Origin of the sequence: Streptomyces sp. NPDC005438 (assembly GCF_040606315.1) — a bacterium.
Lineage (GTDB): Bacteria > Actinomycetota > Actinomycetes > Streptomycetales > Streptomycetaceae > Streptomyces.
Genome location: NZ_JBEXEP010000002.1, coordinates 328,464 through 342,236, shown reverse-complemented (window position 1 = coordinate 342,236; position 13,773 = coordinate 328,464). Strand labels below are relative to the sequence as shown.

At 68.9% G+C, this 13,773-nt stretch carries 9 protein-coding genes; 1 reads left to right on the top strand and 8 read right to left on the bottom strand.

Annotated features, from left to right (window positions below):
• Positions 1-30: 30 nt before the first annotated feature.
• From ABZT14_RS06295 to ABZT14_RS06270, 6 genes are all read right to left on the bottom strand, one after another.
• Entirely contained in the window at positions 31-225 is a 195-nt protein-coding gene (locus tag ABZT14_RS06295; RefSeq protein WP_356297831.1) for a hypothetical protein, read from the bottom strand.
• A 478-nt stretch (positions 226-703) separates the two neighbouring features.
• Positions 704-1,897 (bottom strand): dipeptide ABC transporter ATP-binding protein, encoded by a 1,194-nt coding sequence (locus ABZT14_RS06290; RefSeq protein ID WP_356297830.1) that lies wholly within the window; start codon positions 1,895-1,897, stop codon positions 704-706.
• Positions 1,898-1,910: 13 nt separating this feature from the next.
• Positions 1,911-2,984 carry an ABC transporter ATP-binding protein gene (locus ABZT14_RS06285; protein ID WP_356297828.1) on the bottom strand — a complete coding sequence of 358 codons (1,074 nt, stop codon included), beginning with the start codon at positions 2,982-2,984 and terminating at the stop codon, positions 1,911-1,913.
• 9 nt (positions 2,985-2,993) lie between these two features.
• Positions 2,994-3,971, bottom strand: coding sequence for an ABC transporter permease (locus tag ABZT14_RS06280; RefSeq protein WP_356297826.1), 978 nt, complete (start codon positions 3,969-3,971; stop codon positions 2,994-2,996).
• A 106-nt stretch (positions 3,972-4,077) separates the two neighbouring features.
• Positions 4,078-5,877 carry an ABC transporter substrate-binding protein gene (locus ABZT14_RS06275; RefSeq protein ID WP_356297824.1) on the bottom strand — a complete coding sequence of 600 codons (1,800 nt, stop codon included), beginning with the start codon at positions 5,875-5,877 and terminating at the stop codon, positions 4,078-4,080.
• An 86-nt stretch (positions 5,878-5,963) separates the two neighbouring features.
• On the bottom strand, positions 5,964-6,995 hold the full coding sequence (locus ABZT14_RS06270; RefSeq protein ID WP_356297822.1) for an ABC transporter permease: 1,032 nt from the start codon (positions 6,993-6,995) through the stop codon (positions 5,964-5,966).
• A gap of 806 nt (positions 6,996-7,801) precedes the next feature.
• Between ABZT14_RS06270 and ABZT14_RS06265 the strand changes: the two genes are divergently transcribed.
• Entirely contained in the window at positions 7,802-8,824 is a 1,023-nt protein-coding gene (locus ABZT14_RS06265) for a hypothetical protein (RefSeq protein WP_356297820.1), read from the top strand.
• 141 nt (positions 8,825-8,965) lie between these two features.
• Here the strand turns inward: ABZT14_RS06265 and typA are convergent, their stop codons facing one another.
• On the bottom strand, positions 8,966-10,837 hold the full coding sequence (gene typA / locus ABZT14_RS06260; RefSeq protein WP_356298539.1) for a translational GTPase TypA: 1,872 nt from the start codon (positions 10,835-10,837) through the stop codon (positions 8,966-8,968).
• 218 nt (positions 10,838-11,055) lie between these two features.
• Entirely contained in the window at positions 11,056-13,374 is a 2,319-nt protein-coding gene (locus tag ABZT14_RS06255) for an ABC transporter family substrate-binding protein (protein ID WP_356297819.1), read from the bottom strand.
• Between the last annotated feature and the right edge of the window lie 399 nt (positions 13,375-13,773).

Here is a 13,773-nt window from a genome sequence, read left to right as displayed (position 1 = left end):
CGACGGCCCCTCAGGGCCGGGCGACCGCCACTAGAACTTGACGTCCTCGATCATGCCGGCGACCTTCGTGGTCACCTCGTTGATCGTGGGAGCGATCGAGGAGCTGGCGAGATAGAAGCCGAACAGCACGCAGACCACCGCGTGTCCGGCCTTGAGTCCTGCTTTCTTGACCAGCAGGAACACGATGATCGCCAGCAGCACCACCGCCGAAATCGAGAGTGCCACGGCGGTTCACCTCCAAGTAGACACGGTCGAATCCGAACTGACGTAACTCACCAGGCACAGCAATGCCACGGGCTGCATACCCAGCTCGCGGCACTCGCAACGGATCTTAATTGCCCGTGGCACCGCATTGCTCGGTTGCATGGGTGCGCGCGAGGGGCGCACGCCCAACTCCCCACTGACAACGGGCCGTTGACCTCTGATTTTACGCGGCTCTCACCACCGGTGAAGGCGATACACCCAACCCCGTCGCACAGATGCGCCCCGGATCTGGCGTGATCTTTTCCCCGCCGTCCACACTGTGGACGCCGTACCCGCGAGAACGGCTCCGACCAGCACATCTGGACGCTTCCCCTCCCTCCGGCGGCCCGCCTGAGAGGGGGGTGAGGGGAACACAGGGACGACCGGCCCCCCACACATGACGAAGGGCCGGGACACCTCGTGAGGTGTCCCGGCCCGTGACGTCGAACGCCGGGGACGGTCAGTCGATCTTGGTGACCGCGGTCCCCTCCACGCCCTCGATGGCGGCCAGCGCCGGGTCCAGCACCACGGCCTCCGAACGGGCCGTCAGGTCGCCCTCCTCCGGGAAGTGGCAGGCGGTGAGGTGACCTTCGCGGTTGCCGGAGATCTGCACCAGCGGCGGGGCCTCCGTCGCGCACTTCTCCTGCGCCTTCCAGCAACGGGTGCGGAAGCGGCAGCCCGAGGGCGGGTTGATCGGCGAGGGCACGTCACCGGCGAGCCGGATGCGCTCCCGCTCGTCCTGCTGGCCGTCCAGGTCGGCCTCGGGCACGGCGGACAGCAGGGCGTGGGTGTACGGGTGGCGGGGGCTGTTGTAGATGGACTCCCGGTCACCGACCTCCACGATCTTGCCCAGGTACATCACCGCGACCCGCTGCGAGAAGTGCCGCACGATGGCGAGGTCGTGGGCGATGAACACGAAGGCGATGCCCATCTCCCGCTGCACCTTCTGCAACAGGTTGACCACCTGGGCCTGGATGGACACGTCCAGGGCGGACACCGGCTCGTCGGCGATGATCAGCTTGGGCTCCAGGGCCAGGGCCCGGGCCACGCCGATGCGCTGACGCTGACCGCCGGAGAACTCGTGCGGGAAACGGTTGTAGTGCTCGGGGTTGAGCCCCACCGTCTCCAGCAGTTCCCGTACCCGCTTCTCCCGGCCACCGGGCGGGTTGATCCCGTTGATCTCCATCGGACCGCCCACGATGGAGCCGACCGTCTGCCTCGGGTTCAACGAGGAGTACGGGTCCTGGAAGATCATCTGGATCTCGGAACGGATCGGCACCAGGTCCCGCCGCTTGGCGTGCGAGATGTCCTGGCCCCGGTAGTCGATCTTCCCCGCCGTCGGCTCCAGCAGCCGGGTCAGCAGCCGTCCCGTGGTCGACTTCCCACAGCCGGACTCACCGACCAGGCCGAAGCTCTCCCCGGCGTTCACGGTGAGGTCCACGCCGTCCACCGCCTGCACGGCACCGACCTGGCGCTTGAAGGGGAACCCACCCATGATCGGGAAGTGCTTGGTCAGCCCCTCCACGGTCAACAGGCGCTCCCGCGAACCCGGGGAGGGCACCCGGCCTTCCCCCTTCTCGGACAGGGAGTTCGAGGCACCGCCCTCGGGGACGGCGTCCTTCGGCTCGTCCTTGGCGGTCGCTGCGTCACTCATGGTCACGGTCTCCCTAGCCCAGGCGGGGCTTGATCTGCTCGATGAAGTACGTCTGCTTCTGCTCCGCCGTCAGGTGGCAGGCGGCACCCCGACCCTCGGGCAGCACCGGGCGGTCCTTGGTGCAGGAGTGCTTCCCCGACACCTGGTCCACGAAGGTGCACCGCGGGTTGAAGGGGCACCCCGGAGGGGGGTTCAGCAGGCTGGGCGGGCTGCCGGGGATCGGGATCAGCGGCTCGTCCAGGTCGGAACCCAGCCGAGGCATGGACCCCAACAGGCCCCAGGTGTACGGGTGCTGGGGGTTGCCCAACACCTCGCGGACGGTGCCGCGCTCCACCGCCCGGCCGCCGTACATCACCAGGATGTCGTCGGCGACATGGGAGATCACGCCCAGGTCGTGGGTGATGAAGACGATGGCCGAGCCGAACTCCTCCTGGAGGTCCTTGAGCAGGTCCAGGATCTGCGCCTGCACGGTCACGTCCAGGGCGGTCGTGGGCTCGTCGGCGATCAGCAGGTCCGGGTTGCACACCAGGGCCATGGCGATCATGGCGCGCTGCCGCATACCGCCACTGAACTGGTGGGGGTAGTCGTTGACCCGCACCTTGGGGTTGGGGATGCCGACCTTGGCCAGCATCTCGATGGCCCGCTCACGGGACGCCCGCTTGGAGGCCCCGGTGTGCTTGCGGTACGGCTCCGCGATCTGCCGGCCCACCGTGTAGTACGGGGACAGCGCGGTCAGCGGGTCCTGGAAGATCATCGCCATCTTGTTGCCGCGCAGCGACTCCAGGGTCTTCTCCCGGGCGCCGGTCAACTCCTGGCCGTCCAGCGTGATCTCGCCGGTGATCTCCGTGCTGCGCGGGTTGTGCAGGCCCAGGATCGACAGGTTGGTCACCGACTTGCCGGAGCCCGACTCACCGACGATGCCCAGGGTCTGACCGCGTTCGAGGTCGAAGGAGAGACCGTCGACGGCCTTGACGATTCCGTCCTCGGTGGAGAACCGCACCCGCAGGTCGCGCACCGAGAGAAAAGCGCCGGACTTGCCCGACCCACTGGGGGCCGGAGACTCGGCTTCCTTGGTGAGGGTGGTCACTTGGCTCTCCTAGGACAGACGTACGCGTGGGTCGATGAACGCGTAGGCGGCGTCCACGAGGATGTTGAACAGGATGATGAAGGCCGCGGCGAACAGCATCACGCCCATCGTCATCGGCAGGTCGGTGTTCTCCACCGACTTCACCGCGAGGGTGCCCAGCCCGGGGAGGGCGAAGGTCTTCTCGGTGATCATCGCGCCGCCGAACAGGGAGCCGAGGTCGATGCCGAAGATGGTGACGATCGGGATCAACGAGCCCCGCCAGGCGTAGCGGAAGAACACCGTGCGGTTCGACATGCCCTTGGCCTTGGCCGTTCTCACATGGTCCTCGGCCAGCTGCTCGATCATCGTGGAGCGCGCCATACGGGTGTAGTTGGCGGTGAAGATGATCTGGATGACGAACCAGGGGATCAGCAGCCCGAGGAACCACTGTGTGGGGCTCTCGGTGAAGGGCACGTACTTCGGTTGCCCCAGCCACTCGAGGTTGTAGACGAACAACGCCAGCACCAGGGGGCCGATGAAGTAGATCTGCATCGAGCTGAGCACCAGGGACCCGGAGCTGAACACCTTGTCGACCAGGGTGCCCTTCTTGGCGGCGGCCAGCAGACCGGCGCCCAGGCCGATGATGAGGAAGACCACGGCGCCGCCGATGGTCAGCGAGATGGTGGTCGGGAACCGGTCGACCAGGGTGTCCCAGACGGGTGTCTGGTCGGCGAAGGAGTAACCGAAGCAGGGGGCGTCGCAGGGGCCCTGGGCGAAGTCGCGTCCGGTGACGATGCCGGACATGAAGTCCCAGTACTGGACGGGCACCGGTTTGTCGAGGCCGAGGTTCTTGTGAATGATCGCGAGCGCGTCCGGGCCGCAGTTCTTACCGCAGGCCAACAGCGCGGGATCGCGGGGTGCCGCGAAGAAGAGGAAGAACGTGACCGCGCTGATGATCAGCAGGATCACGAACGCGCCGAGGACCCGGCGGAACAGAAAACGAAGCATGACCGATCGCAGCTCTCGTGGGGCAGCGGACTGGGGGCGAGGAGCCGTGCGCCCGCCGAACCGGCGGGCGCACGCTACCTCTGTGCTCTGCGCCTGTGGGCGCTACTTACTTCTTGACGTAGAGGCGGGTCGGGTCGATCCCGTGCAGGATGTCGCTGTTGACCACGCCACCGACCTTCGAACCGTGCAGCTGGATCTGCTTGTAGTAGAAGATCGGCACCTGCGGCAGGTCCTCACGGAGGATCTTGTCCGCCAGCTTGAACCACTCGTCGGCCGCCTTCTTCGGGTCGGCGATCTGGGAGATGCGGTCCATCTCCTTGTTCATCTTGGGGTTGTTGTAGTGCGCGTAGTTGGACGCACCGTTCTGAATGGTCCGGCCGTCCAGGGTCGGGGGAACGACCGTGGAGGCGCTCGGCCAGTCAGCACCCCAGGCGGAGTGGTAGATGTCGTACTTGTTGTCCACCTTGCCGACCAGGTCGTAGAAGGTGTCCGACGGCAGGTCCTTGCGCTGGACGTCGAAGCCGGCCTTCTTCAGGTTGTCGGCGATGGCCACGGAGTACTTCTGCGGCTCGGCGGAGTTCATGTACGCGTAGGTGATCTTCATGCCCGTCTTGCCGGCCTTCTTCAAGAGGGCCTTGGCCTTCTTGACGTCACCCATGGGCTTCTTGATCTTGTTGTACGGGTCGGTGTCCTTGTAGCCGGAGACCGTCGGGCTGATCAGGTTGCCGGCCAGCTCACCGCCGCCGGAACCACCGAAGGCCTGGAGCACGGCACGGTTGGGAATCGCGTGCGCGATGGCCTCACGGACCAGCTTGTCCTTCATGTTGGGGCGCTTCAGGTTGAAGTTCAGCACACCCACGTAAGGCTGGTAGCCGTCGATGGAACGCTTCTTGACGTCCGGCTTGCTGCGGACGCCCTGCATGTTGCCCGCGTCCACCTGGTTGTTGAAGCTGACAGCGGTCTTGTTCTCGCCGTTGTCCGCCATCAGACGCTGGGTGGAGTCCGCGTAGGTGACACCGAACTGGAAGTCGTAGGTGTCCGGGTACTGGTGCCGGACCGGGTCGGTCTTGGCGTCCCAGTTCTCGTTGCGGACCATCTTCATGCTCTTGCCGGTCTTGAACGAGGTGATCTTGTACGGACCGGAGGAGAGCGGCTTCTTGTCGTACTTCTCCTTGGTGTCGTGCTTCTTCGACACCACGCCGTAGCCCGCCATCGCCAGGGCGTAGGGCAGGTCGGCCACGGGCTTCTTGAACTTGAAGACGACCGTCTTCTTGTCCGGGGTCTCCAGGATGTCGTCCGAGAGGTGCTTGCCCTCGTAGGGGCCGCCCTTCAGGAGCTTCCGGTAGCTGGCGCCGGACTTGTTGGCCAGCCACTGCTGGATGAAGATCGGGCCCTCGTTGATGAAGTCGGCGAAGGTCCGCTCGATGGTGTGACGCACGTCGTCCGAGGTGATCTCGTCACCGTTCTCGAACTTGATGCCGTCCTTGAGCTTGTACGTCCAGGTCTTGCCGCCGTCCGACTTCTGACCGGTGTCGGTGGCCAGGTCACCCACCAGGGTGCTGCGGCCGTTGGCACCGAGCTTGTAGTCGGTGAGCCGGCGGTGGATCAGGGTGGCGACCGAACCCTCGTCGCTGACGTAGATCTGGGCGGGGTCCAGGTGGGAGTACGAGTCCCGCTGGAGCACCTTGATGGTGCCGCCCTTGGAGGCGCCCTCGACCGCGGGCGCCGGGCCCACGGAGTCCTTGGCGGTACCGATCTTGATCTGCGACTGGAGCTTCTTGGCCGAGTCGCGGTCACTCTTCTCGCTGCTGTCGCCGCCGCCGGCGCTGCAGCCGCTGAGAACCAGCGCACCCGCGCACAGTGCCACGACTGTGGCACGCGATCTGCGCGAACTGAATTTGCTCATGGTGGTGGATGCACCTGCCTGTCGTTTGTTGTTGCTGCCTGACTGATGCGGTGCTGGGGTGGCAGCTCTCCCCCGCGATTCGCCGGTCATCGTCCCGCCTTGGGGTCGAAGGCGTCCCGGACAGAGTCCCCGAGCAGGTTGAACGCCACGATGAAGATCACCATCGCGCCACCCGGGAAGAACATGTAGGTGAGGTCACTCTGGAAGTACGTCGCGCCCGTGTCGAACATCCGGCCCCAGTCGGGGGTCGGCTCCGGCATCCCGACTCCCAGGAAGGACAGGCCGGCGATGGCGGTGACGAAGTTCGGGAGCATGTAGGTGGACTGCACCAGGATCGGCGTGACCACGTTGGGCAGCAGCTCCTTGCGGATGATCCGCCAGGGCGAGGCTCCGGTGACCTTGGCGGCCTCGACGAACTCCCGCTCACGCAGCGACAGGACCTGCCCGCGAAGGAGTCGGGCCAGTGCCATCCAGCCCAGGATCCACATCACGAAGATGAGGATCGACGCGCGTAGCCAAGTGGGAATCTCGTCCTCGGGGCTGACCAGGATGGCCGCGACGATCGGCGTGAACGCCACGAAGAACAGCTGGTTGGGGAAGGACATCAGCAGGTCGATCAGACGGCCGATGAAGTAGTCGACCCTGCCGCCCATGTAGCCGGCGGTGACACCCATGATGATCGCGGTGGCCACCGAGATCAGGGTGACGATGACCGCCAGGGTCAGCGAGGTGCGCATCCCGTAGAGCAGCTGGGTGAAGACGTCCCGGCCGAACTGGGGCTCCAGACCGAACCAGTAGTCCCCGTCAATGCCTCCGTTGGGCTTGATGGGGATGCCCAGGTCGTTCATCAGGCCCGGGATCTCCTGCCCGTACCGGGTGTACGGGTCCTTGCCGTAGACCTTGGCGATGAGCGGCGCGAAAGCGGCGGCGGCGAAGAAGAAAATAACTACCACTGCGGAGACCACGCCGGTACGGTCCCGCTTGAAGCGGGCCCACATCAGCTGACTTGGCGAACGCCCGGTGTGGTCGCCAGTGGCGCCCTTTTCGAGCTGGTGACCATCCGTATCAGGACCTGGGGTCTCGGTCCCGACCACAGCGGCCTGGGTTGGACTTGTCATCGCGTTGCGCCCCCGCGCTCAATTCTCGCCGGAACCCTTGATGTTGGCACCGGGGTGTGCCGTGGGTTGAGCGGACTTTTGCAATCGGATCCCACCTCAGTCAAGGGGTTCCGGGCCCCGGGTGTGGAGCCACGGCGCATCTTGAGCGAAGGTTGTGCAGATCGACGTCCCAACGTGCTTGACAGCCTTTCTTGGAAACGGACATTTAATCACTATTGCCAAGTAATGACGTTAACAAGCTCGCAACTCTCTCGTCGTTACACCGATATACGAACGCCCCACTCTGAAGTGCGTACGGCCGTGCGGGCGCCGTAAGGGCCTCAGCCGACGCGGACCCACACCTCCTGGGGCCGTCCGGCTGGGGTCCGCCCGGCACACCGTCACCTCTCGGATCACACCCGTGAACCGTGCCTTGAGCAGCGCCGTCGCCCTCACCGTAGAGCGGACCGCCACCGGGGGCCAGCCACGCTGGGCCACCCGCCGGACCCCCCGTCTCCTCCGCGCCGTTCACCGCCCGTTCGGTCGTGCGCGCCCCGCCGACGCCGCCCGAACGGGCGGTGAACCAGGGTGAACGGGCGACGACCCCGGAAGACGGGTACCGAAGGGATCGCCGTCCGGGAAAAGGCCGGGCGTGGCGAAACGGAACGCGGCGGGTCCTCCGCCGTATCCCATGTTCGTAACTCTCCACCAAAGCGGCCTTGTTGGGCCGGGAAGGAGCCGGGAAAATCCGGGGTGATCGGATTCGTCGGCGCACCCCGCGGGTGCGTGGGCGACACACAGGGGGAAGGCACGGGGGGAAGTCAGGGGTGCTCATCGGCCGTACGCTCAGTCCGGGTGCCCGGATCGCCGCGGTGCTGGTCCTGCTGGCCCTCGCCCTGACCAACCTCGGATGGATCATCCGCGACCTCAACGAGGCCGGTCGGATCGTGGACGTGCTGTGGCTGTGGACCGGACAGCCCGCGCGTGCCGACAACGGACTGTGGGCCTCCTCCGCGCTGGACCCGCAACTGCTGATGGTCTACGTGGTCAGCGCGGCGGTGGTGCCCCGCTCCGGCTCGACCCGGGGCGTGGTGGGCACCCTCGGGCTGCTGACCGTGCTGCTGCGGCTCCCCCGACTCTGGGACTCGCGGGTGAACGTGTGGCCCCTCGAACCAGGGCTGGCCACCCGGGTCGACGTGACCACCTACGGCACCCTGCTGCTCGGGCTGGTCCTGTTGGTACTGGCACTCACCGCGCGCCGTGACACCGCCTCAGCCGCCGGCCGCCCCGACGCCGAGGCGTCCGGTGGTACGGGTACCGGGCCGGGCGGACCACCGGCCCGCCCCCGCCGGTGGCGGGCGCGGGTGGCCGGCGTCCTGGCGCTGGCGCTCGCCGGGGTGGCCACCGCCTGGGAGGTGCACTGGTCGGTCGAGCTGTCCGGCGACAGCTACTGGGACCAGGTGTGGGGCGACCGTTACCTCTTCTTCCCCCTGCTGGGCTCACCCCCGGGCTGGATCCGGTGGGCCACCCTCCTGCTGTTGCTGGCCGTGGCGGGTACGGCCCTGGCCCGGGCGGCGGTGGCCCGACCCCTGGGCATGACGGTGGCCGGACTGGTGGCCATGGGCCATCTGTTGACCCTGGTCGGGCTGGTACGCGCGGACTACCTCCAGCACCTGGGCTCCGCCGACACCGAGACGCACCTGACCTTCTGGACCTCGCTGACCGGCCTGCCCTGCGCCCTGCTGGTGCTCGTCCTGCTGCTGGCCCGGGAGGCCCAGCCGCCCCCGCCCTCCCCCGCCGGAGAGCGGTGGGCCGGGCGGGAGGACCTCGCCCCGCTGGGTGAGCGCTGACCGTACGTCACCCGCCCTTCGGCCGTTACCGGGCCGCCCGGTAACGCCTGGTGCCCCCGAGGCTCTCCTCGGGGGCACCAGGGCTGTTCAGCGGCCCGTCTCAGTGGGCGGGTGGGACCAGCGGTCAGTCTCGGGGAGACGTCAGCGCTTGGCGCGGGAGGCGGCACGGGCCCGCTCCCGCTGGTCCAGGGCGACCTTGCGGATGCGTACGGTCTCCGGGGTGACCTCGATGCACTCGTCCTCCCGGCAGAACTCCAGGGACTGCTCCAGGGAGAGCTTGCGCGGGGGCACCAGGTTCTCGGTGGTGTCGGCGGAGGCCGCCCGCATGTTGGTGAGCTTCTTCTCCTTGGTGATGTTGACGTCCATGTCGTCGGCGCGGGAGTTCTCCCCGATGATCATGCCCTCGTAGACCTCGGTGCCGGGCTCCACGAAGATGGTGCCGCGCTCCTGGAGGTTGATCATCGCGAACGCGGTCGCCTTGCCGGCCCGGTCGGCCACCAGGGAGCCGTTGTTCCGGGTGCGCAGCGGCCCGAACCAGGGCTCGTGCCCCTCGAAGATGGAGTGCGCGATGCCGGTGCCCCGGGTCTCGGTGAGGAACTCGGTACGGAAACCGATCAGGCCGCGCGAGGGCACGATCCACTCCATGCGGATCCAGCCGGAACCGTGGTTGGTCATGGTCTCCATACGGCCCTTGCGCTGGGCCATCACCTGGGTGATGGCTCCGAGGTGCTCCTCGGGGGCGTCGATGGTCATCCGCTCGATGGGCTCGTGGACCCGGCCGTCGATCTCCTTGGTGACCACCTCGGGCTTGCCGACGGTCAGTTCGAAGCCCTCCCGGCGCATGGTCTCCACCAGGATCGCCAGGGCGAGTTCGCCCCGGCCCTGCACCTCCCAGGCGTCCGGGCGCTCGGTGGGCAGCACCCGCAGGGAGACGTTGCCGATCAGCTCGCGGTCCAGCCGGTCCTTCACCAGTCGGGCGGTGACCTTGTGGCCCTTGCCGCCCTTGCCGACGAGGGGGGAGTTGTTGGTGCCGATCGTCATGGAGATGGCCGGCTCGTCGACCGTGATCAGGGGCAGGGCGACCGGGTTCTCCGGGTCCGCCAGGGTCTCGCCGATCATGATGTCGGGGATGCCGGCGACCGCGCAGATGTCGCCGGGGCCGGCCTGTTCGGCGGGCTTGCGGGTGAGGGCCTCGGTCATCAGCAGCTCGGTGATCCGTACGTTCTTCACCTCGCCGTCCCGCTTGATCCAGGCGACGGTCTGGCCCTTGCGCAGGGTGCCGTTCTGGACCCGGCACAGGGCGATGCGGCCCAGGAAGTTGTCGGCGTCCAGGTTGGTGATGTGGGCCTGGAGGGGCGCGTCCTCCTCGAAGCGGGGGGCGGGGACCGTCTCCAGCAGGGTGGTGAAGAAGGGTTCCAGGCTGTCGCTGTCGGCGGGGACGGTGCCGTCGGCGGGCTTGGTGAGCGAGGCCACCCCGTCCCGGGCGCAGGCGTAGACGATGGGGAACTCGATCTGTTCCTCGTCCGCGTCCAGGTCGAGGAACAGGTCGTAGGTGTCGTCGAGGACCTCGGCGATGCGGGAGTCGGAGCGGTCCGTCTTGTTGACGCAGAGGATCACCGGGAGCCGGGCCTGGAGCGCCTTGCGCAGCACGAACCGGGTCTGGGGAAGGGGGCCCTCGGAGGCGTCGACCAGCAGCACCACGGCGTCCACCATGGACAGTCCCCGCTCGACCTCGCCACCGAAGTCGGCGTGGCCCGGGGTGTCGATGATGTTGATGACGACCGGGTCGCCGCCGTCCTTGCGGTGGTACCTGACGGCGGTGTTCTTGGCGAGAATGGTGATGCCCTTCTCGCGCTCCAGGTCGTTGGAGTCCATCATGCGTTCGTCGAGGTTCTCGGCCGCGTGGGCGGCGAAGGAGCCGGCCTGCTTGAGCATGGCGTCGACCAGGGTGGTCTTGCCGTGGTCGACGTGGGCGACGATGGCGACGTTGCGGACGTCCTCGCGGTGAGCCAGGGGCTTGGAGCTGGGCATACTGGGGCGAATCTCCCGGGTAGTGGATCGGCGCTGTCGGAACGGTCCGCGCGCCCGCCGGGCTGATCATCGCCACGGCCTGTCGCCCCATGGTACGGGGCGAGCCCCCACCACGGCCGTACGGGCACCGCCGGGAACGGGCGAGCCCCCGGCGCGACCCCCTGTCGGTGGGGGCGCGCCGGGGGCTCGTGGAGGTGCCGTCAGCCCTTGCGGTAGCCGATGTCCTGGTACCGGGGCGTCTGGAAGCCGAAGGCGCCCACATTGGCCAACTTCCGCTGTACGGCGACCAGTTGGGGCCTCTGGTGGAGAGGGATGGAACCGGCCGCGGCCCAGATGCGGGCGTCGGCGCGCTTGATCAGGTCCGCCCGGGCGTCGTCGTCGACCTCGGTGGCGGCCTCCTCGAAGAGCTGGTCGATACGGTCGGTGCCCACCCGCGTGTAGTTCTGGTCCACGGTGAGCGAACCGTCCATCTCCACCTCGGGCTTGGCGAAGATCGGTTGGGCGTCGGTGGCCGGGTAGGCGGTGCCGGGCCAGGAGTAGAGGGCCAGGTCGTAGTCGCCCGAGGCGATGTGGTCCTTGAAGTAGCTCTGGCCCTTCACCGGCACGATCTTGGTACGGGCGCCGATTCCGGCCAGCATCCGGGCGATCCGCCTGCTCTCGGCCCGTACCGACTCGGTACCGGGACCGGAGGGCACCAGCAGCCGCAGGGACAGCGGGCGGCCGTCCTTGATCCGTACCGCGCCGGCCCGCCCGCTGGCCAACCGCCTGGTCTCGGTGGCGAGTTCACGGGCGTCCCGGGCCCTGCGGGTGCTGTCCTCGGCGGTCTCGGCCCGGGCCTCCGCGGCGCCCTCGCCCTCCGCGGCGTCGGCCACCCGGGCGTCCGCGTGCGCGGCCTGCTGCCACAGCGCGGCCCGCTGGGCCCGCAGGGGGGTGCTGAGGCTCAGGGGGCCGGCCGGCTTGCGTACCAGCACCACCGGGGGCCGGCCGGCGGCCTCCATCCGCCGCCCCTCCGAGGGGACGGCCGCCCGGTCTCGCTTGGCGGCGCCCTCCTTGTTGGCGCTGTCCTCGGTGTCGTCCCGGCCGCCCTTGGCCTCCTGGGACACCTCCTCGGCGCCGCGCCAGCCGGCGTCGGCCAGGGCCGCCTGGGCGGACTGGAGATCGGCCTCGCCCAGGGCGGAGCTGTTGTCCCGGTACGCCTCCTGGCTGAACATCCACAGGTGGCTGCCCAGCGGGGTGGTGGGCAGGCCCAGCGGGCCGAGGGCCTCCTTGGCCAGGGCGCCACGGTCCACCGCCCGGGCGACCGCGCGGCGCACCCGCTGGTCGGCCAGCGGGCCGGACTGCCCGTTGAGGGCCAGCTGGGTGTACGAGGCGTCCAGTGCGGTGCGTACCCGGTAGCGCCTCAACCGCTGGCTCTCCTGGGCGTGTTGCTCCGCCACCGCCTGCCGTCGGGCCGCCGCCGCCCGGTCGGTGCCCTCGGGGTTCTTGCCGGAGGCCGGCTCCTGGGCGTCGCCGGCCGCTCCGGGCCCGGGCGGGTTGCCCTCGGCGGCTGCGTCCCGACCCCGGTCGCGGTCACCGGACTTGCCGTCCACCGTGCCAGCTCCGGCGCCCGGGGTGGCCTGCCGGATCCGTCGGGCCAGCGGGGCGTCCACCTCGGTCACGTCCACCCGGCCCGCGAGCAGTGCCCGCTGGCGCTCACCCCGGGGGACGGCGGTCAGCTCGATACGGCGCAGCTTCGCCCGGTCACCCCACCAGTCGGGGTCGCGCTCCAGGGTCAGCTTGCTCCGGTTCCCCTTCGCCACCGAGAACGGTCCCGCGGTCACCGGGAGTTGACGTCGGGTGCCCTCGTTGAAGGCGTTGGGGTGGGTCATCACCGAGCTGGGGTACAGCGGCGTGAACAGTGCCCGCCAGTCCGCGTACGGTTTGGCGAAGGTGACCTTGACCTGCTGGGTGTCCTCCCCCTGGCTGACCCGGGCGATCCGGTCGTAGCCGGCGTTGCGGGCGGTCCAGAAGGCGTTGTCCCTGCCGTTGAGGGCGCGCCACTGGGCCCGGAAGTCGGCCACCCCGACGCGGCGGCCGTTGCTCCAGCGAGCGTCGGGGTTCAGCTCGTAAGTGACGGTACGGCCGTCGGAGCTGACCTCGGCCGCCCGCAGGTAGTCGGGGTTCCGCTCCGGGCGCCCCCGGTGGTCCAGCGGGAAGAGGGTGGGCAGGGTCGCCCCGACGACGCGCTGGGTGGCCGCGTTCGCGTCCGGCTGGAAGGCGTTGAGGGTGTCCGGCAGCTGGTCCACCGCCCACCGGACGGTGCCGCCCTCGGCCACCATCCCGCGCGCCGCCGTCGGCAGGTCACGGGAGGCCCGCACCGTACCGGCCGCCCCCCGGTCGTCCCCGTCGAGGGTGCAGCCACCCAGCGACGGCACCACCAGCAGGGGCACCACGACGCCCAGGACCCCGAGGGTGCCGAGGCGTCCGGGAGCGCGAAGGGTACGGCGTCGGGGGCCACCCTCCGGGGCGTGAGCGGGCATGACGTCCACCTCCAGGACCGGCCGCACTCATCCGCGCAGCTAAGCTTTTGGCGACATTTGCGGCTCATCACATCGATCGCTCCCCAGACAAGGGGAGCTAGGAGGCGGGACCGCGCAGACACGACGGCGTCCCCGGCCCCGCCACCCGTGCGGAGCAGGCCCGGGACCGCCAGCCGGAGGTCACCGCCCGGCCACCGTCGCCCCACGGCTCCCGGCGCGGTACGTGCCCCCGCCCCGGGCCCCGACCGCGTGAGGCCGCCCCTCCCGCCGACGTCGACGAGGCACCCCCGAGCGGACACCCACCCGGAAAGCGCCACCCCGACCCGGTCGTGCGGGGGCCTTGGGCAGGGCCCGGAGGGTGCTGTCGGCCGGGGATCGCGCCACTCGTGCGGAGCACCG